General features: G+C 44.4%; 19 protein-coding genes. 9 read left to right on the top strand and 10 right to left on the bottom strand.

Annotation, left to right across the window (positions count from 1 at the left end; translation table 11 throughout):
* Position 1: 1 nt before the first annotated feature.
* From EGV92_RS03750 to pilG, 5 genes are all read right to left on the bottom strand, one after another.
* Positions 2-850 (bottom strand): CheR family methyltransferase, encoded by an 849-nt coding sequence (locus EGV92_RS03750; protein WP_131667849.1) that lies wholly within the window; start codon positions 848-850, stop codon positions 2-4.
* 22 nt (positions 851-872) lie between these two features.
* Positions 873-2,972 (bottom strand): methyl-accepting chemotaxis protein, encoded by a 2,100-nt coding sequence (locus tag EGV92_RS14260; protein WP_278248244.1) that lies wholly within the window; start codon positions 2,970-2,972, stop codon positions 873-875.
* A gap of 121 nt (positions 2,973-3,093) precedes the next feature.
* Positions 3,094-3,624, bottom strand: a complete 531-nt coding sequence (locus tag EGV92_RS03760) for a chemotaxis protein CheW (protein ID WP_131667850.1) — start codon at positions 3,622-3,624, stop codon at positions 3,094-3,096.
* A 3-nt stretch (positions 3,625-3,627) separates the two neighbouring features.
* Positions 3,628-3,990 (bottom strand): response regulator, encoded by a 363-nt coding sequence (locus EGV92_RS03765; protein ID WP_131667851.1) that lies wholly within the window; start codon positions 3,988-3,990, stop codon positions 3,628-3,630.
* A gap of 76 nt (positions 3,991-4,066) precedes the next feature.
* On the bottom strand, positions 4,067-4,444 hold the full coding sequence (gene pilG / locus EGV92_RS03770; RefSeq protein ID WP_131667852.1) for a twitching motility response regulator PilG: 378 nt from the start codon (positions 4,442-4,444) through the stop codon (positions 4,067-4,069).
* A gap of 706 nt (positions 4,445-5,150) precedes the next feature.
* Between pilG and EGV92_RS03775 the strand changes: the two genes are divergently transcribed.
* From EGV92_RS03775 to EGV92_RS03805, 7 genes are all read left to right on the top strand, one after another.
* A complete protein-coding gene (locus EGV92_RS03775; protein WP_131667853.1) occupies positions 5,151-6,530 on the top strand; it encodes an efflux RND transporter periplasmic adaptor subunit in 1,380 nt (459 codons plus the stop codon).
* A gap of 638 nt (positions 6,531-7,168) precedes the next feature.
* Entirely contained in the window at positions 7,169-7,891 is a 723-nt protein-coding gene (locus tag EGV92_RS03780; protein ID WP_131667854.1) for a response regulator transcription factor, read from the top strand.
* A gap of 169 nt (positions 7,892-8,060) precedes the next feature.
* A complete protein-coding gene (locus tag EGV92_RS03785) occupies positions 8,061-9,983 on the top strand; it encodes an ATP-binding protein (RefSeq protein WP_131668099.1) in 1,923 nt (640 codons plus the stop codon).
* Positions 9,984-10,489: 506 nt separating this feature from the next.
* Positions 10,490-11,260 carry a methionine ABC transporter ATP-binding protein gene (locus EGV92_RS03790; RefSeq protein ID WP_207401730.1) on the top strand — a complete coding sequence of 257 codons (771 nt, stop codon included), beginning with the start codon at positions 10,490-10,492 and terminating at the stop codon, positions 11,258-11,260.
* A 2-nt stretch (positions 11,261-11,262) separates the two neighbouring features.
* A complete protein-coding gene (locus EGV92_RS03795) occupies positions 11,263-11,949 on the top strand; it encodes a methionine ABC transporter permease (protein ID WP_479725185.1) in 687 nt (228 codons plus the stop codon).
* 312 nt (positions 11,950-12,261) lie between these two features.
* Entirely contained in the window at positions 12,262-13,203 is a 942-nt protein-coding gene (locus EGV92_RS03800) for a MetQ/NlpA family ABC transporter substrate-binding protein (protein WP_131667855.1), read from the top strand.
* A gap of 622 nt (positions 13,204-13,825) precedes the next feature.
* Positions 13,826-14,677, top strand: coding sequence for an aldo/keto reductase (locus tag EGV92_RS03805; protein WP_131667856.1), 852 nt, complete (start codon positions 13,826-13,828; stop codon positions 14,675-14,677).
* A gap of 148 nt (positions 14,678-14,825) precedes the next feature.
* Here EGV92_RS03805 and ccmE read toward each other — a convergent pair whose 3' ends face one another.
* From ccmE to ccmA, 5 genes are all read right to left on the bottom strand, one after another.
* On the bottom strand, positions 14,826-15,338 hold the full coding sequence (gene ccmE, locus EGV92_RS03810) for a cytochrome c maturation protein CcmE (protein ID WP_131667857.1): 513 nt from the start codon (positions 15,336-15,338) through the stop codon (positions 14,826-14,828).
* Between the two features lie 157 nt (positions 15,339-15,495).
* Positions 15,496-15,732: a heme exporter protein CcmD gene (gene ccmD / locus EGV92_RS03815; RefSeq protein WP_131667858.1), complete on the bottom strand. Its 237-nt coding sequence runs from the start codon at positions 15,730-15,732 to the stop codon at positions 15,496-15,498.
* Positions 15,733-15,793: 61 nt separating this feature from the next.
* Positions 15,794-16,585, bottom strand: coding sequence for a heme ABC transporter permease (locus tag EGV92_RS03820; RefSeq protein WP_131667859.1), 792 nt, complete (start codon positions 16,583-16,585; stop codon positions 15,794-15,796).
* Positions 16,586-16,727: 142 nt separating this feature from the next.
* Positions 16,728-17,519: a heme exporter protein CcmB gene (locus EGV92_RS03825; protein WP_131667860.1), complete on the bottom strand. Its 792-nt coding sequence runs from the start codon at positions 17,517-17,519 to the stop codon at positions 16,728-16,730.
* A 123-nt stretch (positions 17,520-17,642) separates the two neighbouring features.
* Positions 17,643-18,263, bottom strand: coding sequence for a heme ABC exporter ATP-binding protein CcmA (gene ccmA, locus EGV92_RS03830; protein ID WP_131667861.1), 621 nt, complete (start codon positions 18,261-18,263; stop codon positions 17,643-17,645).
* A gap of 380 nt (positions 18,264-18,643) precedes the next feature.
* On the opposite strand from ccmA, the gene EGV92_RS03835 reads away from it, so the two are divergent.
* Together EGV92_RS03835 and EGV92_RS03840 are read left to right on the top strand one after the other, a co-directional pair.
* Entirely contained in the window at positions 18,644-19,855 is a 1,212-nt protein-coding gene (locus tag EGV92_RS03835) for a DUF445 domain-containing protein (protein WP_242678586.1), read from the top strand.
* Positions 19,852-20,718: a YbjN domain-containing protein gene (locus EGV92_RS03840; RefSeq protein WP_131667862.1), complete on the top strand. Its 867-nt coding sequence runs from the start codon at positions 19,852-19,854 to the stop codon at positions 20,716-20,718. The genes EGV92_RS03835 and EGV92_RS03840 overlap by 4 nt, the downstream gene beginning before the upstream one ends.
* Positions 20,719-20,771: the final 53 nt, after the last annotated feature.

A 20,771-nucleotide genomic window follows, 5' to 3' on the forward strand; every position in this document is an offset into this window, starting at 1 on the left:
TTCATTCTGCTATCTTTTGCCAGACATTTACCGAATCATGGGTAAGACGCTGCATTTTAGGGTGTTGCCAAAATAAAGCTTCACCTGGTGCTAGAATAAGATAGCCTCCAAGCACGCACTGATCGACCAGTTTGGCCAAAATATCACGCTGATCGAATCGGCGAAAATAGATCAGCATGTTTTGGCACATAATCACTTGCTGCTTGAACGGCGTCGGTACAGATCGAGTCATGGCATTGTGCTGAGCAAAATTTACTTTAGCGTATAGTTCATCCGCTATTTTCCAATGCTTGAATGAGTCTACCTTGGCTTCATCAGTATCGATATTCTGGATGTACTTATGATACTGCGCTGGTATTAAGGACAATTCTCTACCACTATAATGCGCCTTTTTAGCGCATTTAATGGCCGTCAAGCTGACGTCTGAGCCAAGGATAACGTAGTTATCTATTTTACTATCCTCAAGCATCATCGCCAGAGACCACACTTCTTGACCTGAAGCACAGCCGACGCTCCAAACTCGAAAAGGCAAATGAGGGGAAGATTGAGCTAAGTGCGATGGTTTGGACGACGTTTGCGCATAATCTTTTGCTAGCGCTGCCACATAATTGAGCGACGGTAAATGACGAAAAAATCGACTTTCAATAATCAACACTGAGTCAAATAGTTGTTGGCGTAGCAAGCGGTCCGTTTGGACTGCTTGCCAAAGCTCATCAATACTTAAGTGATTGCTCTTTGCCAACTCTAAGATAGCATTATAAACCCAGCGATTTTGTCGTTTCGGCATTACCAAGCCAATTTCTGCTTCAATATAGCTTTGCCATCTTGGTAACTCAATAATCTCAGTCATTAATGCTCATTAAACCGTCTAACTAAACCACCTGAAACTCATCACTATCTTCTTCAACATTTAAGTCGTCGTCTGAGAGTTTAAAGCCAGATACAGACTCTTGTAAGGCAATAGCCATCTCACTTAGCTGCCCTACTGAACGCGCTGTCGCCATCGTTCCTGAAGAGGTCTGAGAGGTAATGTCTTGGATAATATTCATGGTATCTGAGATATGACCAGCAGAATCGGCCTGCTGCTGAGCAGCGTTGGAGATATTCTGAATAAGGTCGGCTAGAGTGTGTGATACCCCTTGTACCTCTTCTAGCGCCTCACCTGCATCTTTTGCTAAGCGCGCTCCGCGAACTACCTCTGAGGTCGTAGATTCCATAGACATGACTGCTTCATTGGTATCAGCCTGAATGGTTCTAACCAAAGTCTCAATCTGTTTGGTCGCATTAGCTGAACGCTCTGCGAGACGCTGAACCTCGTCGGCAACAACCGCAAAACCGCGACCGGCCTCACCTGCCATCGAAGCCTGAATCGCCGCATTCAAGGCCAAAATATTCGTCTGATCCGCAATATCATTAATCAAGCTTACGATATCACCAATCTCTTGCGATGACTCACCAAGACGCTTAATACGCTTTGAAGTCTCTTGAATCTGATCACGGATGACGTTCATACCCTCGATAGAGCGCTGAACCACCTCTGCCCCATTATGGGCAATAGCTACCGAACGGTTGGCAACTGACGCTGATTCGCTAGCGTTGGCCGAAACCTGATCGATTGAGATAGCCATCTCATTAATCGCGGCAGACACACCAGCAATCTCTTGGGCTTGATGCTCAGAGGCCTCAGCAAGCTCAACCGCATTCATCTGTGTCTGCTCAGAGGACTTGGCCACTCGATCTGCTGTGGTGTTAATAGCCATAACCAGCTGACGTAGTTGGTCAATAGCGAAGTTTACCGAATCGGCAATGGCACCCGTAAAATCTTCTGATACCGTAGCATTAACTGTTAGATCACCTTCTGCCAAATCGCCAAGCTCATCAAGTAAGCGCAAAATTGCCATCTGGTTGCGCTCATTCTCTTCTTGAATTTTACGTGCGCGCTCAGATTCTACATCCGCTTCTTGACGTTGACGCATGGTTTCTTTTTCGATCAATAGGCGCTGAGCCTTACCACGTTTATTTAACAATCGATAAAAAGCGTACATTAGGCCCAGTAAGCTGAGCAGGAATGCCAACATAGGGAGGATAATTCCGCCTCGAGTGAGCAGATTGCGGTCAATATCACTGAGCTTATTTTGAGTGTTTTGAGCTAAGTTACTTAGCGCTCGAGCATTTTCTCTGGTTTTTACCGCAGGATTGTTTAAGGTGGTCAGCTGCTCTGAGACTGGGGCTACTGTCTGCTGATAGGTCTGCTCGATACTGCGTAATGCGGGTAGCTCGCTCGCATAATTGCGTTTTTGCGCCGCTAAGGTATTAGCAAAAGCTGTGACTTGTGCTTTAAACGCTTCTGATGAGCCATCGGTACTACGCGTTAAGGCTTGCATCTCAGTATTGATACGTTCTGCCCGTAGTATTTGAGCTTGAATATCGTTGATAGCAGCGGCAGGTAAACCGGCAGCTACTGCTTGCTGAGTGACTTGACGGTATTGACTTTGAAACTTCTTGCTGGCCTCAGACACTGACTCTTGCACATCTTGCAGTGCATTGACGTCATTGATATGAGCAACCACATAATCGATCTGCTCTTTATTAGCGCTCCAATCTGCTGCTAACTCGTTAAAGATATCTTTATCTGCTATGGCTTTTGACTGAGCAGCAGTGAGGGCTGCTTGGTAGTTTTGTACGTCAGTTTGTAGCTTCTCATAAGCTTGATTGCTGACATTAAAGTCTTGTGAAAAAGTGGCATCATTGATGTCTTGCACGATATTGGTCGAGCTGACCTCTAGCTGGTTGACATTACTTAGGTAGTTATTCACGTTAATAAAGGAATAGATCAACCAAGCTAAGCTTGCTAAAGCTGAAAGGAAAAACAACCAAAGCCACGCTCGCCAACTGTTTTGTTCACTATCCGCAGCTGAGGTTGCCTTTTTTATTACACTCGTGTCGGTATTTTGGGGCGCGTCACTGATCATTGTACTTAATTCCTCTAAAACAGTTACCTAAGCTATGGTCAAAGAATATATGGCTTATGTGGTTAACTGGTTAAGTTTAAAAATTAATAAAAGTGGTTATACTTTGCCGTTGATTTGCATACTACAGAGCAGCATCAATATAGCGCTGATCTTGCGCCAATAGACTGGGCATAAAGATAAACCAGTCTTCACCATCTTTGACGAACTTGCCGTGATTGTACCGAACAAAGGGCGAATCGCTCGGCATTGGCTCAGCCTGATATTGGGATTGAGAAAACTGCTGAATACCTAAGACAGAATCTACCAACAGTCCTGAAAAAAAGCTCGGCTGATCAATCACCAACACCTTTTTAAGACTTTGTCGACGCTGCTGACTGGCTAGGGACAAAAACTTAGCCAAATCGGTGAGCGGCAGCAGCCGACCACGGACATTAGCCACGCCGAGCATCCAAGGCTGAGTTAGCGGCACGGTGGTTAGATTGGGTAAGCTCAGTACTTCAGAGACTTCCCCCATAGGTGCCACCAATCGCTGACCAGCAACTTCAAACACCACCCCAAGCCATTGCGCTTGTTGCAAGCTATGCCGACCACTTTGCCGAGCCTTTGCCAGATCAGCGAGCCGAAGTAATTCTATAAAGCCTTTAGACGCCACGATTTACTCCATTACTGAGCGAATTACCCGCATTAGATCCTGCTCATTGATAGGCTTGGTTAGATATTCTTTTGCCCCTTGACGCTTAGCCCATACACGGTCTGTCTCTTGACTCTTGGTACTAACCATTACTACAGGGATATGCGCTGTTTCCTTGTCACGGGTCAATCGCCGCGTCGCTTGAAAACCATTCATCTCTGGCATAACAATATCCATAAGAATAATATCTGGTAGCTGTTTAGCAGCGATGTCACAGCCTTCTTCGCCATTACTGGCTTCAAGCACAGTAAAGTTATTTTTAGTCAAAATATCGCGAAATCTGGCCATCTCTGATGGCGAGTCATCAATGACTAAAATAGTCGTCATGAAAGTCCCCTCAATATAGTATTCTTATTGGTGTATTTAGCCGGTTTAAATCAAAATGTTTTAATAATCTAGACAATTAACGATAATGATTGATGGCACTAAATAATTCGTCTTTACTAAAAGGCTTGGTCAAGTATTCATCAGAGCCTACTATTCGACCACGAGCCTTATCAAAGAGGCCATCTTTTGAAGACAACATAATGACTGGCTTATTAGCATACTCTGGGTTGTTTTTAATCAGAGCACAAGTTTGATAGCCATCTAATCTTGGCATCATAATGTCAACGAAAATAATATCAGGATTATTATCCACAATTTTCGCCAAAGCATCAAAACCGTCAACGGCGGTTATTACCTCACAGCCAGCCTTTTGTAGAAGAGTTTCTGCTGTTCGGCGAATGGTTTTTGAGTCATCAATAACCATGACTTTTAAACCTTCAAAATTATTTTCCATTACTATTTTCCTATAAATACTTATATTAAGTTATGAGATATTTCACGATAAGAAGAGACGCTCGCAAGTGACCCAGCTCATGGCTATGACATTATATATAAGTTGTTCGTTATGTGGTTATCATAACTTTTAAGTTTTACAAGAGAGCTATGTCAACTCAAGCACTATGTCAATATTAAATCTAGAATAACGTATCATCGTCATATAGTAACAAAAAACTGGTTATTAGGCATGGCTATAGCACAATTATTGTAAGTAAATTAGTAGTCTATATAGTCATTGATTACTTACAGTCCCACTATGACTTTTAATATTGTTCAAGCCAGCATATTATTTGACCAATAGCCATAGGCTTTTGAGCAGTCTTTGGCCCTACTGTTTTCCGTAACATTAATCCTATTGCTGTATCATCATGCACTAATCTTTATGAAATGACAATTATGATACTGAAAAACCAAACATTTTTAAGATTGTAAGCCGACCTTCGCTAGCTGACATAATCATAATGTTGCGCTGAGTTATTTTGACATAAAATAGACAGACCTTCATACAGGAGCGGTAAAATGTTTGTCCGCTCAAAGTCAGTAGCAAAGGCTAACCAGCCAAAAAGACTAGGAAATAAGGCGTAACCAATAATGGGTAGCTCTCTTATTAAAATAGTATCCTTATTGAATAGCTCTCTAATGAATAATAACTTGGTAATACTATGTTGAAGAAAAGCTTATGGTTTAGCGCAATAATTAGCGCCGGTATGCTAACTGGATTGTCAGCTTGCAGCCCGCCAACGCCGCAAACGGACAGTAACCAGATAGACTCTGATACTGATAATAGCGAAGCACACTCTGCTATTACTATCGATGGCGATACGGTCAACTTATCGACCAGTCATATCTTCAATATCAAACCCAAACGTTATCAGCCAAGTTTAGGATTTACTGGGAGTATTATTCCCATTAATATAACAACGCTGACCAGCCCTACCAACGCTATCATTCGCAGTACTTCTGTTACCCAAGATCAACCAGTCACTAAAGGGTCGCCGCTACTAACTTTATTGGTCGTAGACACCGAGACCACGGCTCAAGCAAAGAATCAACCCACGCAAATAAATGCAGTGAATAATCCGGAAAATGTCCGTGCTAAGGCAACTAATAATACACAAACCACTCAAGACACGAATATCTCTAATAGCTCTGCTTCACCATCCGAGACATCAGCACCTAAGACCAATCAAAATCAAGCGCTAAGCAAGACAAATGCCATCACCGCTGCCATAGACTCAGTGACAGAAACAGTCTCAGATACCACCACTAAATTGACCCAAGAGGCTGAAGGCACTACTGAAGAATCCTTAGCGCCTACTCAAGCTGAGATTGACGGGACAGATATAGACGCTGCCTCTAGTACGCCGCCGCAACCTAGCCATGATTCAGTGAATGGTCGCTCAGGCGCACCTTATTCTGTGGGACAAATCCTGACATTTAAAGCACCCTTTGCAGGTCAAGTCGATCAGCTGTATGTGAAATCCGGTACACGTGTCAATGCAAATCAGCCTCTACTTAAGCTGAGTGATCCTACCGATCTTCAGTTTATTGGCACCTTACCCATAACCACTAAGTCTCAGCTGTCAGTAGGGCAAAGCGTCACCTTTACGGTAGCAGGCAGCAATAAAACTCTAACGGGTCAAGTCAGCCAATTAAAGCCTGCACAAAATCCTGCCCACCTATTGGTGTACGTTCACGTCCTAGCTAATAATGACAGCCGAAGTCTGCTAAAACCTGGAATGTCGGTAGCGGGACGCATCGACTATGGTCAAATCCAAGTCGGAACCATAGTGCCCAAAGCTGGTATCCAAGAGGCTGATGTTTCGGCTTTAACCAGTCCGCCCTATCGCGCGCAGGTGCCCATAAAAGCTCACGTGTGGATTATCGGACAAGACCAACGCTTAATCTGGCAACCTGTTGAAGTGATTGAATATGATCCCACTACAGATCAGTATTTAGTCGCAGGCATAAGCAATGATAGTCTGATTTGCTTAGCGCCATTACCAAAAGCGTCCATCGGCAAAAAAGTCGTCGTCTCTTAATGTCATCTCTTAATATGGATATCCATTACCGTCTCTTAGCAGAGAAAAAGAGACAAAGCTGCGCCTATCTAAGGCTAGAGTCTGTGTCTTTAACCCTCAATAAAGACATTGTGGCTCAACAATACAGCTGTTATTGGCTTAAACTTAAGACATAGACTAGACAAACTTAAATACATAATGCGATAAGCGTTACATTTCATAGAATTAGTAACAAATGCCCTCTTGAGTGATCAAGGCGCAATTGGGCACTATAGCTATAAATTGGCCCAATAACCGACGCTTTATCGAAGTCAGTGTAAAGCCAGTATAGAAAGCACGGATCGTCTATTAGATCTACTGATAGGCTGTTTAGTCTATAGCCTCTGAGTCTGCAAGCTTAGGCGTTGTTAGTTTTAGACAATGTTGCAGCCGAATAGATAGTGTTGCAGCCGAATTCTACTGATGTTAATAACTATTGATCTTAATAACTATAATGTTTAACAGCGACTATTTTCAAAAGTGCTACTCAAGCGATAGTTTAACAAGCGTATTATTAAGTTACGCAAATTAGCACTTGGCTATTGGAAGATGTAGAAATTTTTAAATAGCTTTTGAAACAACTTTCGAAATAAATTGTGAATTAAATTAAAGGACACTTTATGAGTAAGCAAATTTTATTGATTGAAGATGACCCGGATTTGGCTGAGCTTATTAGTGACTATTTATCGATGAACTATTATGAAGTTCATCATGCAGCGCTTGGTCAAGACGGCTTAAATACTTTGGATACCAAAGAGCGTGATATTGACTTGGTCGTGCTAGATCTGATGCTGCCTGACATGGACGGTATGCAGGTCTGCCAAAAAATACGTGGTAGTAAAAACCATCAGACCAATAAAGTACCTATTATCATGCTCACTGCTAAAGGTGATACCACCGACCGGGTATTAGGCCTTGAGATGGGCGCTGATGACTATATTGCTAAGCCATTTGAGCCTCGTGAGCTTCTCGCTCGCATTCGCGCTGTCCTACGCCGTCATGAGCAGCCTAACCAAGCAGACAGTCATTCAGATAGCCTGACTTTTGGCCGTTTAAGCGTGTTTCCTGACAGCCATGAAGTCACTATTGACGACCAGCCCGTGCGCCTCACGACCCATCAGTTTCAGCTGTTACACTATTTTGCTACTCACGCCGGCAAAGTACTCAACCGCGAGCAGCTCTGGCAGGCGATGCCCAATGATGACAGCTCCGATAATATCGACCGGGCTATTGACGTCCATATCTCACGGCTCCGTGCCCTAATTGAAGATAACCCACGTCAGCCCAAACGCATCATTACCGTGCGCGGCGTTGGCTACCAGTTCGCGACTGACCAAGTATAATCAGAACGACTGCTACCATACGACCTTAAGAGGCTAAAGCGCTTGTAGTTGGTGGTAGCAGGGCTTTAGTAGTAGATTTGCTAGGGTTATAGGTTGCTATTTAAAGCGTCCATAAGCAATAATAGTTGCTTAGATAATCATAGTTGACCGTCCGATAAGAGTGTCATTGATGCAGCAGCGCGGCTTTCGCTCAGTATTTGTAAAATTATTTGCCAGTGTCATGCTGGCATTAACTTTATTTGCCGTGGCGATGGTGTTGTTAACCCAGCTGGTGCACGATAAAGACGCCACGATTCGCTCACAAGTATTGGCGACACAAATCCTAAGCCAAGTTGACCCATTTTTAGATGATTTAAATCAGGCGGTCGTCCATAACAATCGCTTACAAGCGCGGTTTATGCTAGCTGTCATCAAAAAAAGCTTCGATATCTTCGATGAGTCACTACAGGCCAAGATGGGACTGTATGACCACGAAGGTCATCTGCTTATGCAGACCAACAATAGTGATCTGCCAAGCGAGCTACCAAAACGCCCCTCTTGGACCACTCGCGTTTTTCCTTTTTTATCTGAGACCCCTGCTCAGCAGGTGCAAGTCTACAGTAGCACGGGTTATATCCTGCTGTTTGAATCACGACTGCCTCCGAAAAAGCCCATCGTCTCAGCGGCGCTCAACCTATTTTCTGGAACGTTGCTGCTGCTATGTATTATGGCAGGGGTACTGTGGTGGATTGCCCGGTCTATGACATGGCGTATCAATCAGCTCAGTCATCAAATGGTGCAATTGGGTGAGGGAGACTTTAGCGCTCGCGTGACCGTCCGTGGTAATGATGAGATAGCGGTACTCGGTAAAGGCTTTAACCAAGCGGCGCAAAAGATTGAGCATCTGGTCAATGCTAACAACCTCTTACTTGCTCATGCCTCACACGAGCTTCGCACTCCTATTACGCGAATTCGTCTGCAAATCGAGATGATGGATATGCTCGCCGCTGAGCTTCAAGCGCCGACGAAAGCGAAATTCGATAAGCGTGCGGCAGCCATTAATCGTGATTTAACGGGCTTGAACGATTTGGTCGAAAGTATCTTACTCGTGAGCCGTTTAGATGCTGGTCACGCGCTACAGCAGGTTGAACGTCTAGACTTATATGAGCTGGTCAATCAAGAGCGTCAGCACTATCCAGAAGCCAGCCTAATCGGTGAGCATATTATCATTGAAGGTCAGCCGCAGTTACTAACGCACCTAATCCGCAACCTTCTAAACAATGCTATGCTTCATGGTGTACCACCTGTCACTGTAATGCTATACGGTGCCGAGTCTGTAGCCGAGGCAAGCGAGATTCCAGAGCACCTTATTCTATCGCTATTGCTTAGCACTGTAGAGGATGATAACTCAAGCTCAATAGACACTAGCGAGTCTCCGCTAGCCATTACTCTACAACCTAACTCCTCTCAAGCTGAATCTTCACGTACTAGCTCAGCTAAGGACACTCAACAACAGTCCGATCAAGCCTCTACGGCACAGACGCAACATACCCCTGTAGAGCACTGCGAGGATGCTCTTGACTTAGTTAAGACTACCGAGCCGTCAGATCGTAATGACTCTGGTCAACAAAGCACTGCTAATCAAGACTCACCATCTGCTGAGCGCCTCATTAAGACTGCTTCAGACAACCCTAATGGAGTCAAAGATAAAGCCGTAGGGAACGATCCAGTTATAGAAGCCACTAAAGAAGATAGCTCTACGGACTTCTCAGCGATGCTACTTGCTCGTAAAGAAAGCCTATTTAAAAAGCGCGCACGTAAGGTAAAACCTGAAGAGCCGCCGCCGCCACCAAACTTTGCTGTATTAGCCGTCATTGACGAAGGTCATGGTATCCCAGAGGATAAGCGTAAAGATATATTTAGTCCTTTTGTGCGCTTGCAGCAGAAGAAAAAAGGTTCGGGGCTAGGATTGTCACTAGTCTCTCAAATTGTCACCGCTCATCAAGGTCGAATCACCACCGACACTGTCAATGGTCACACTCGCTTCTTAGTCATACTGCCCGTCAATGCCACTCATAGCGCCATCGATATTGAAGAAGAACACTCGTCTTAATCGGTATTTTGTAGCGTTATTATATTGTTGGTTAGTTATTCATATATAAAAAATTAAGCTTTTTCGAGTTAAGCGCTATTAGCCTATTACACAGCTCTCTTATCTACTATAATGACTCCATAAATCTACTTTAGATAGCCTTTACCCAGTCTTCACAAACTTATAATATGATAATTTTGCTTGCCTTAATCTTGCAATACCATATCTAGAATAAGCAAGATATGCTATATTACTGCGCTTTATTTATCATTGCTGCCTTTACTACAGCCATTCGCTGCGATTGATTAACTTATTGTGATGAGCCTTACTTTGATTGTGATCTCACTATGACAGCTGGCTTATATGGCTTTGATCAATGCCTTGGATTAATGGCTATCACTTATAATATCCAGGTTAATCTTAGCATTATCAACAATAGTATCATCAAGTGGTAAAATACTGTCTAAGTGTTGGTATTCATTCTTACCTTGGGTGCGCTAGTATGGGCACATAATTTCGAGTCTTTTATGAGTGACATGATTGTTCTAAATGACGTGAGCAAGCGCTTTATGAGCGACCGCTCAGTCAAAGGCAAAAATGGGGCAGCGCATTGGTTTACTGCCGTTCAGCCGACCTCATTACAAATCAAAAAGGGCGAGATATTTGGCCTAATGGGTTATTCGGGCGCAGGTAAGTCCACTCTATTACGCTTGATTAACCTTCTTGAGCGACCAGATAATGGTCAAGTTATTATTGATGGTGAGGATCTGACCGCCCTGTCAGCAGCAGAGCTGCGCGTGGCACGTCATAATATCGGTATGATCTTTCAGCAGTTCAACTTGATGTCCAATCGCAGTGTCTATGACAACGTCGCTTTTAACCTGAAGGTAGCAGGCTATCCTGCCAAAGAGATTCATTCACGAGTTATGGCTTGCCTTGATATTGTCGATCTGGTTGACCGCGCTCAGCATTATCCCGCCCAGCTATCTGGTGGACAAAAACAGCGTGTCGGTATCGCTCGCGCTATTGCGCCAAACCCTAAGGTTATCTTAGCGGATGAGCCAACCAGTGCCTTAGATCCTTCGACCACTAGAAGCTTGTTGACTTGCCTTCGCGACATCAACGAAAAGCTCGGCGTTACTATCGTCATTGTCACTCATGAGATGAGCGTCATTCGCAGGTTGTGTCACCGCGTCGCGCTATTGCACCAAGGTGATCTGCTAGAGGTGGCAAATATACGAGACGGTGTTATTGAGGCGGCGACTACCATCGGCCAAGGCTTGATTCAAGAGGACTAACTATGATCTTAAGCTTAGCGTTATCAGAATCAATAACCAAGCTATTGACTATGAAAAAAGAGATCTGGCAAGCCTTAATTGACACCTTTATTATGCTTGGCATCTCTACCACGGTCGCCATTGTTATTGGTGGTGTTTTTGGTATTTTCTTATTTTTGACCAGTGATCGGCAGTTTTTGCAGAATAAGCCGCTTTATGCTTTATTAGGCGGTATCACCAACTTTATCCGTGCTTTTCCCTTTGTTATTCTGATGATTGCCATGAGTCCTTTTACCAAGACTATTATTGGTACAGGTATTGGCCCTATCGCCGCCTCCTTGGTTCTAGCCATCGCCGGCTCATTTTATTTTGCTCGCTTGGTCGAACAAAACCTACGTGAAGTACCACGTGGTATCATTGAGGCAACCGAATCTATGGGCGCGCCGCCGATGACCATTATCAAAGTGCTCGTCAATGAGGCGCGCTCAGGCTTGGTCTTATCGGTGACTATCCTTTGTATTAGTCTACTATCCTTCTCCGCTGCTGCAGGTATGATTGGTGGTGGCGGTCTGGGCGACTTAGCGATTCGTTATGGCTATTACCGCTACCAGACTGAGGTCATGGTCTTTATTGTGGTCTTACTATCGCTTATGGTTATCCTTATCCAAGCAGGTGGTAACCTACTCGCTCAGCGACTTGACAAACGCTAAATACTAAGATCATTAGTGTTTGCAGGTGTGAAAGAGCAGATATTAAGTTTAAGTAGTGTTAGTTAAGACAGTCAGTCACTGGCGCTAGATTATTTAAAGTGGCCTTATAACTTATTTCAATAGGCTATAAGCATCTGGCATAAACTTGCCAGATAACTTTGTATTATACTGGCCCTCTTAATACCGCTTAGTCTCTATACTTATTGGTCTTTGAATTTATACTGATAGTCGTAACACTTATAATATTCTTAATTTATATTGAGGGCAGTATTTGTCAAACTGATAACTGCCATAATAATCGAAGGAAACTGTATGAAATTATCAACCGTTAGCCGTCAAGTCGCCACAGCTTTTGCTGCTGTTGGTGTGTCTGGATTTGTATTGGTGGGCTGTAATAATACCTCTGCCCCTGAAGCCAATACTCAAGAACCTAGCAGCGAAACCTCAACAGAAGCTACCCCTAACAGCACTGAGGAAGTCATCAACTCTGAAGGTCGTGACCCTAACAAAGAGAAGATTGTTATCGGTACTACCGAAGGCGACTTTGCCGATATGGTACGTAACCAAGTTAAGCAATCTCTTGAGGCTCAAGGCTATGAAGTTGAGCTGGTCACCTTTACTGACTATGTCCGTCCTAACCTAGCGCTAGCGGATGGTGACCTAGATATCAATGTTTTTCAGCATAAGCCATATCTTGATACTTTTAAAGAAGAGAACAACCTAGACTTAGTCGAAGTGTTCCAAGTACCAACGGCACCGCTTGGCATCTATTCAGGCAAAAAGACCAGCCTTGATGAAGCCTATAAAGGCATGAGCGTCTCTGCCCCTAACGACCCAAGTAACTTCGCACGTGCGTTGGTCATGATGAACGATCTTGGCTGGATTACCTTAAAAGAAGGTATCGATCCTCTTAAAGCTTCTAAATCAGATATCGCTGATAACAGCAAATACGATATCAAAATCGTTGAGCTAGAAGCCGCTCAGCTTCCTCGCGCCCGTGATGAAGTTGACTTTGCCGTTATTAATGGTAACTATGCAACTGACTCAGGTATCAAGCTAACAGAAGCCCTATTCCAAGAGCCTAGCTTTGCCTATGTCAACTGGTCAGCTGTCAAGACTGCTGACAAAGACCAGCCTTGGGTCAAAGACGTGACCAACGCTTACAACTCTGATGACTTTAAGGCATATGCTCATAACACTTTCCCAGGTTATAAGTACCCTAAAATCTGGGGTGAGCAGCCTGAAGCTAAGTAATAGCTAGTCTATTAATAGCCAGCTAAGCGAGCATTGATTAATAGCTGTATGCCTACTGTGTTATAGTCACGTATAAGGCTAACAACTAGCAATCGAATCGCTATTCAAAAGCGCTTATAGCCATCGCTATAGGTGCTTTTTTTGTGAATAGACTTTATAACTGATGCTTATCGCTTACCAGCTATCGTCGATACCGCTTAATCAGTCTGTCAAGAAGTCAGCATATATCGGATCGCAGTAACTGCTCAATTTAAACACAGTCAATCCTGTTTAAAACTACTACGCAAAACAGTTGTTGGTATAAATTTACTGGCTAGAAGTCACAAGATGACTAAGGCAGATGTAAACTCATCCCAACGACTTGGTGGCAAATCTAAAATGGATTGACTAAACCTTAACCATTTCACTTATATTATCAATGAGTTAAATCCTTATCGACTGAGCTGTTACACCTGTCAATGTGGCTTTTATAAACTAAAATTTGAGACCAATTCTGTTTCGCAAACTATCTTTTAGCATGTTATTTTCAGTACGATACCCGACAGTAAAAAACCTTTACACACCAATAACCCTGTGAATTTACTAAATACTTCATAATAGTTAGTGAATAAGGAGCATCATTATGAATTTAAATAAATCTTATAATATTCGCAGCGTTGGTCCAGCGGGCATTCCCGTTATTGGTCTAGGTACGTGGCAGCTAACGGGAAAACAGTGTAGCCAAATCGTTAGTCAAGCGCTACAGTTGGGTTATGAGCATATTGATACGGCGCAAGCTTATAGCAATGAAGCTGAGGTGGGCCAAGGTATTAAACAGTCAGGTGTTGCACGTGAGAAGTTCTTTTTAACCACCAAAATATTCCCAGACGATTTAAAATTTAAGCCAGAAAAGCTACTGGCAGCAGCCGAGTGCTCTTTAGAAAACTTAGGCGTGGACTACGTAGATTTATTACTACTACACTGGCCAGATAGCCGTGTTCCTTTGTCCGAGACCATGCCTGCATTATGCGAGCTACAGAAGCAAGGCTTGACCCGTAATATTGGGGTCTCAAACTTTACCATAGACTATCTACTTGAGGCCAAAGCTCATGCTGACCTACCTATCGCGGTCAATCAGGTCGAATTCCACCCGTTCATAAAGCAAGATAATTTGCAGGCCTTTATGAGCAATCATCACATTCCTTTAGAAGCTTACTCACCCTTAGCGCGTGGTAAAGTCTTTGATAATGCTATTATTAAAAATATCGCTGATAAACATGGCATCTCTGCCAGCCAAGTATCACTTGCTTGGATATTGACAGATAAGAAGCGTATCGCCATCCCCAAAACGGCGACCCCTGAGCATCTACAAGACAACCTCAATGCCATCAATGTACAGCTAGATAGTGAAGATATCGCACAGCTTAATAGCTTAGCATCACCAGACGGTCGCTTGGTTGAGCATCCTGACTATACTCCAGATTGGGATAATTAATCGCTGAGTGGTAATGCGCCGATATAACCGCTAGCGCTAGATAATTTATTGATTCTAACAAGCCACTAAAAAAGGGATCGTCGTCACAACGGTCCCTTTTTCTTTGATTAATATAAGCGCTCGATAACTCTTTACGCTCTAGGAGACGTTATTCTGCCAACGTAGTAGACTTATGTACTGGTGTCGATGCCGCTGAAGGCGCTAATTGTTCAGACTCTGGCGAGACACCGCGCGCCACATGGTCATTCTTCAGAGATTTGGTAACCTCGGGTGGCATATAGTTTTCATCGTGCTTAGCCAAGACTTCACTTGCCACAAAGGTGTCACCTTGCATTTTACCAGTCGCTACTACCCCAGAGTTCTCTGCAAATAAATCAGGCAGTATCCCTTGATAGCGTACCGGAATAGTGGCATTAAAGTCAGTAATTTGAAACTTAACATTGGTAGGATCAGCAGGATCTCGGTGAATACTGCCTGCTACTACCATTCCACCCGCGCGAATACGCTTATCTTGCGGTGCTTCGCCTTGCTCAATAGCGGTAGGGTCAAAATAATAATCGGTCTGCTGACCAATGGCATATAGTACTAACACGACAGCGACTATCGCCCCTGCTAAGGTGGCAAGCACCCATGTTAGTTTTTTGCGACGGACTGCATTCATTGGCGGCTCTCACTCGTCTTTATTGACGTGGTTAAATACTAGGATAATAACAAGGATAAAATTAAGAATGCGCTAACATCAATGCACTTAATAAAGGGATTTGGCGCTTGATAAAGGAATTTGTGGGTCATTCAGTCCGACCTCTAACTGCTAAAGGTTAAAGCTTGGCGACTGAGTTAGGGGCGGTGCGTTTTTTGGCCTTGACTTTACTGGGCCGCTTGGCTTGACGCGCTTGCTGCACAGTCAATTGTTTTAATAATGACCGGCGTTGCTGGCGACTATACCAGATAAAAGCCAATATCATCCCCACGGTAATGGCCCAACACGACCAAACAAAAACTCCGTGCTTGCCCATGGCTAAAAACTCAGAAAAGCTATAAAAATATGGCTGCACTATTGGCTCCCCTTTTGAGACGGGATTAATGTCAAGAATGATTTATGGTATGCGCTAGCCACTACCCTACCTTATGACGGCGAATATACTCATTGACCCAAGCTTTGGCCTGATCGCGCTGCAGTATTAGCGTGTTGGTACGGTATATGGCCAATGCGGCGGCCAAAAGATAACTGCCAATCATCATTAGCAGTAAAGGCATCCACATATCTGCAGACATTTTAGGCGCTTCGGTAAGGGTGAAAGTTGCTCCTTGATGAAGGGTATTCCACCAGTTCACTGAGTATTTGATAATCGGTAGATTGACCGCCCCGACGATAGATAAAATAGCGGCTGCTTTACCGCGATTGGATGTGTGCTCAAAGGCGGCAAATAGCGCCATTACGCCAGCGTATAAGAATGCTAGAATTAGCATCGAGGTGAGTCTAGCATCCCAGACCCAATAAGTGCCCCACGTAGGCTTGGCCCAAATTGATCCTGTCAGCAAGCTAATAATACATAACAAAAATCCTAAAGGGGCTAGTGCCTGAGCCACTAGATTGGCAGTCTTAATCTTCCACACCAGATAAATGACTCCAAGCACAGCCATGGCCATATAGATAGAGAGTGCTAGACTGGCAGAGGGAACGTGGATAAAGATAATTCGGTAACTATTGCCTTGTAAATAGTCTGGCGGTGCAAAGGCTAAGCCCCAAATACTGCCAATGGTTAGGCAGATTATGGCTAAAATGCTGAGCCACTTCACCCACGGGGAGAAGATCGCAAAGAACTGCTTGGTTCCCACAGTCGTCAAAAATCCTTGCCACATTCGCTGCCAAAGGGAGGGATTCGAGACGTTTTTTAAATTGGGCATGGCATAAACCTTGGCGTTGGGCTTAAGTCTATAAAAGACTATTATAACAAAAATCTAGTTCAGCTCCATATTTGGGCGTCGCTATATTTGACTGTACTGACTAGGGTTGATTTTAACGATAAGCTTGATAATCAACTACTCTTTAATTGAGCCAAGCCATCTTCAATGTCATCGCTATGACCCACGGCATGACCAGCACTGAGACAATACTGCCTGCCAACAATAGCGCTAAAATAGGCAATCCATTAAGCCCAGTCGCATACAGGTCAACAGCGCCTGTGGCAAATATCAGTACCGGTAGCTGCATAGGCAAGGCTATGAGCGGCACTAAGACTGCGCCATTTTTTAGCGATAACGTTAAGCTGCTAGCGATAGCTGAGAGCATAAGTAGCATAGGACTACCCGCAATAATAGAGGCCATCAATACCCCAGTCTCTAGCCACGATAGACCAAATAGCGGCACCGCAAGGATACTGAGCACCGCAACGATACCACTACTAAATAGCCAATGAATGGCTAAGCGTATTAGCACCCAAAGGGGTAGCGGCGCGCCAGATACCATGAGCTGTGCAAGTGTGCCATTATCCAGAGTAGGCTTGAACAAGGTATCTACCCCCATTACTAGCGATAATAGCGCAGCAATCCATACGGCTGAGACGCCCAGACGTGCCAGCAGCTGCGGCTCACTACCTACGGCCAGAGGAAATAGGGTAATAATCACCAAAAACAACACTAGCGGATAAAGCCACTGCACCGCGCCTTGCTGCTTGACCGACCATTCGCGCCGCCATAGCTGAGCAAAACTAATGCCTAGCCTTACTGGCTGCTGTACAGCTGTCGGTGTCACACTAGTGCACGCACTCGCCTCCTTAGGCGCTGAGTTTGGGGCAGCGCGATCAGATATAGTAGGAACTGATACTGGTTTATCGGACATTACTTCCTCTTATCATGCGCTGAGCTTACTATTATCAATGTACCGAATATCAATGTATCGGAATTTTCATCGCCCAAATGACGAGTAACCTTAGAATCACCTAAGTTAATCAATAGCGGTACTTCAGACAAGATGCTCACTAAGATCTAACACGGTATTGGCGACTTCGACAGGTTGGTGACTGGTCATTAATATAGCTCCGCCTTGGCTTGTGAATTCGCAAAAACGATCAGACAATAAAGCCACCATATCGACATCAAGCGCGGTAAATGGCTCATCTAGCAGCCAAAACGGGGTAATATCAGGCTGCATTAAGTACAATCGCGCTAGCGCAATTCGCCGAGTCTGCCCTGCAGACAGGTGGCTTGAGCTAAGGCTCTCGAACCCTTGCAGCCCTACCCAGTCAAGCGCAGCATCAATCTCACTGGCAGTAGGCGATAGCCCATATAGATTCAACAAAAAAGTTAAGTTTTGCCTGACAGTCAGGCTGGGGTGAATACCAAGCTGATGCGATACATAAAGTGGCTGTAAGGTCACTGCAGGATCATCATAATAGCGAATACTGCCCTCGATAACAGGCAACAACCCCGCTATCTGCATGAGCAAGGTGGTCTTACCTGCCCCATTCGCCCCTATAAGGTGACAAATCTGACCGGGCTGTAGGCTTAGATTGACCGCTTCACATAAAGGCATGTCACCACGCTGAACCGTAACATCCTCCAATACGACTATGGGCTTACTCATTGGCTATACCGCTGATAAAAATAGGAAATTGAAGGTTAATCATTCTAAAGTATGGGCGAAGCTATGACTATCACTGTCCAGCTGTTAACAAAGGTCTTTGCACCGTTATAAACCATTTAATCATCATCTCACCACCCTACAGCGCGGCTAAAGTAATCTGCCAATAGGTATAGTACAATAATAGTGCAGTAGTATAAAAAACTCACTATCACCTAAAATGAGTGGACTAGAAGATTGGCGATCAGGGTCAAATATGTCGTTATTGATAACCCTGTTAACAGGCGCTTAACCAGACAATAACTTTGACTGCTACTCGACCTAAATTTTGTTACTAAGCTGCGGCCAGTAAACCCGCAAAGTATAACAAATTATGCTCAATCATGACGCCTAATCCTCGTAACGATGCCACCCCTATACCAATGACTCGTCCTCAGCAGGACGTCAGACAGGATATGCCTATGCCAACCGCGTCCCCTAATACGCTAACATCGAAAGCTCAAGTGACTGCCAATGCTTCATATGAGGCTATGATAGTGCCAATTATTGAGGCGCAAATTAGTTTTATCCAGCAGTGGCTAAGCAATACGCAGCAACAGCAGCGGCTAACCTTGACCTTCTGGCAGTGGCTAGGGACCCAGCCTTTGACGCGTTATTTAAGCGCAGATGATATTAGCCGTGTCATCAATCATTGGCTATTAAAGCAGCAAATGAGCGAGACGCTGCGCCGCGATATTCGGACTATCTTACGCACCATCGTCTTTCATCCGGCAAACGATAATGTCGCACTATCGGAGCTTATAGATACCGCACAAGTAATGGCCTTGGCGCAATATATTGCCAGTCATGAGACGCAGCGCAATACTCTTATTCATTCGCTGATTGGCAATGATGCCTTTGCCGATATGCTGACCCAGACGCTCTACCACGCTATCGACGACTTTATGAATAGCACCCTTGATAAGGTGGGCGGCGTGGGCAAGCTTATGAAATTCGGTCGCAGCTCCTTTGAAAAAGCCACGAACAACAATCTAGATGACAAGCTTCAAGCCTACCTACGCCGCAATATTAGAGACTTATCGCATAAAGCCGAGAGCAGTGCCCAAGCACACTTGAGTAATGAGGAGGTGGCTAGGCTTATTGAGATGGGCTGGTCACGAATAAAGGATTTACCAGTAAGCACGGTTCAGCACTTCCTTTATGATAGTGACCAAGCTAATGAAGGGGCTAATTTAGAGTGCGATAAGACAAGCAACGCCTTAGAGCCTGCTTCCACTAACTCGACTTTAAGTCAACTTGAAGCGGGACTACAGACCAGTTATAACCGTCTGAGAATGTCGCCCTATATTCATACGTTAGTCAATTCGGCGGTTCAGACTTGGTTTGAGCAGCATTTGGGTGACTCTATCGCTGATGTCGCTTCGAGCCTATATATTGATGACGCCGCAATCACAGCGCTGCTCCCTACTCTTGGCTTGTTATTTAATGATATTGTCCAAAGCCCATGGCTTGAAGACGAGCTTCGTCAACTGCTCCAAGAATTTTATGCTCAGCCCGATATCCAAACGCACCTCACAGGATACCAGTCGCTATGAGCCATCCAAACAAGTTAAGCTTATGGCAAAAGATTAAGCAGTTTTTGAGCCAATCAATGGGTAAGACGAGTCAGGCTAGCAGTAACGGCTCAAAGCAGCCTGAGGCAAGCACTAGTCTTGAATTGGATAAGCAATCTAAGCAGTACGATGCTGGTATGAATTTAAGCGCGCAGAGCAATCATGGGGAGGTTAATAGCACAGTCCATAACGTCCATCAGGACTCAGCTTTGCAGTCTGAGACGCCTCCAGCAAAGAATAATGGCGCTAGCATAGCTCAGCCGCTACCGTCTTTTAAGCAATTAACCAATGACTCTCCAGTTAGTCATACCTCGCACAGCAACCCTATTACCAGCCGCTTTAGCCAATACCTAAAAGCGCAGCACTGGCATTTTAACCACTACAAACCTAAAGCAGCGGACAGTCAGCAAACGCACCACTTATCCTTACGAATGAAGCATGATCATGTCAATTGGGTCTGTTTATTTCGAATTCAGGAGCGTACACAGCTAGTCGCGGTCTACGGCATATTACCCTTCTCGATTCCGGAAAGTCATCGTAGCGCCGCTATGCTACTGCTGACCCAGCTGAATTATGACATGATTTTGGGAAACATCGAGATGGATCTTAGTGATGGTGAAGTCCGTTATAAGGCGTCGCTAGATATTGAAGCAACTGGTATAACTGATAAGGTTATTGGCTCTCTTATTCAAAGTGTCATTGCCATGACCACGGTCAGCTATGAGCTGTTTAATGACTTGCTAGGTAACCCCGAACCGGCGCAAAACATTGACCTATTATTAGACCAAATCCGTGAGCAAGTCGATGCCCGAACTTTCTTTTTGGCCTCAGACCAAGTTCAATAGTGTCTTTATCGCTAAGCTTATGTGTCAGCTATAACTTCATCCTACTATAAAAT

This window comes from Psychrobacter pygoscelis (genome assembly GCF_004335015.1).
GTDB lineage: Bacteria > Pseudomonadota > Gammaproteobacteria > Pseudomonadales > Moraxellaceae > Psychrobacter > Psychrobacter pygoscelis.

Excerpts from the sequence above, each read along its gene's own strand:
- EGV92_RS03750 (WP_131667849.1), bottom strand. The coding sequence starts at position 850 with ATGACTGAGATTATTGAGTTACCAAGATGGCAAAGCTATATTGAAGCA.
- EGV92_RS14260 (WP_278248244.1), bottom strand. The coding sequence starts at position 2,972 with ATGATCAGTGACGCGCCCCAAAATACCGACACGAGTGTAATAAAAAAG.
- EGV92_RS03765 (WP_131667851.1), bottom strand. The coding sequence starts at position 3,990 with ATGACGACTATTTTAGTCATTGATGACTCGCCATCAGAGATGGCCAGA.
- pilG (WP_131667852.1), bottom strand. The coding sequence starts at position 4,444 with ATGGAAAATAATTTTGAAGGTTTAAAAGTCATGGTTATTGATGACTCA.
- EGV92_RS03775 (WP_131667853.1), top strand. The coding sequence starts at position 5,151 with ATGTTGAAGAAAAGCTTATGGTTTAGCGCAATAATTAGCGCCGGTATG.
- EGV92_RS03780 (WP_131667854.1), top strand. The coding sequence starts at position 7,169 with ATGAGTAAGCAAATTTTATTGATTGAAGATGACCCGGATTTGGCTGAG.
- EGV92_RS03785 (WP_131668099.1), top strand. The coding sequence starts at position 8,061 with ATGCAGCAGCGCGGCTTTCGCTCAGTATTTGTAAAATTATTTGCCAGT.
- EGV92_RS03790 (WP_207401730.1), top strand. The coding sequence starts at position 10,490 with ATGAGTGACATGATTGTTCTAAATGACGTGAGCAAGCGCTTTATGAGC.
- EGV92_RS03795 (WP_479725185.1), top strand. The coding sequence starts at position 11,263 with ATGATCTTAAGCTTAGCGTTATCAGAATCAATAACCAAGCTATTGACT.
- EGV92_RS03800 (WP_131667855.1), top strand. The coding sequence starts at position 12,262 with ATGAAATTATCAACCGTTAGCCGTCAAGTCGCCACAGCTTTTGCTGCT.
- EGV92_RS03805 (WP_131667856.1), top strand. The coding sequence starts at position 13,826 with ATGAATTTAAATAAATCTTATAATATTCGCAGCGTTGGTCCAGCGGGC.
- ccmE (WP_131667857.1), bottom strand. The coding sequence starts at position 15,338 with ATGAATGCAGTCCGTCGCAAAAAACTAACATGGGTGCTTGCCACCTTA.
- EGV92_RS03820 (WP_131667859.1), bottom strand. The coding sequence starts at position 16,585 with ATGCCCAATTTAAAAAACGTCTCGAATCCCTCCCTTTGGCAGCGAATG.
- EGV92_RS03825 (WP_131667860.1), bottom strand. The coding sequence starts at position 17,519 with ATGTCCGATAAACCAGTATCAGTTCCTACTATATCTGATCGCGCTGCC.
- ccmA (WP_131667861.1), bottom strand. The coding sequence starts at position 18,263 with ATGAGTAAGCCCATAGTCGTATTGGAGGATGTTACGGTTCAGCGTGGT.
- EGV92_RS03835 (WP_242678586.1), top strand. The coding sequence starts at position 18,644 with ATGACGCCTAATCCTCGTAACGATGCCACCCCTATACCAATGACTCGT.
- EGV92_RS03840 (WP_131667862.1), top strand. The coding sequence starts at position 19,852 with ATGAGCCATCCAAACAAGTTAAGCTTATGGCAAAAGATTAAGCAGTTT.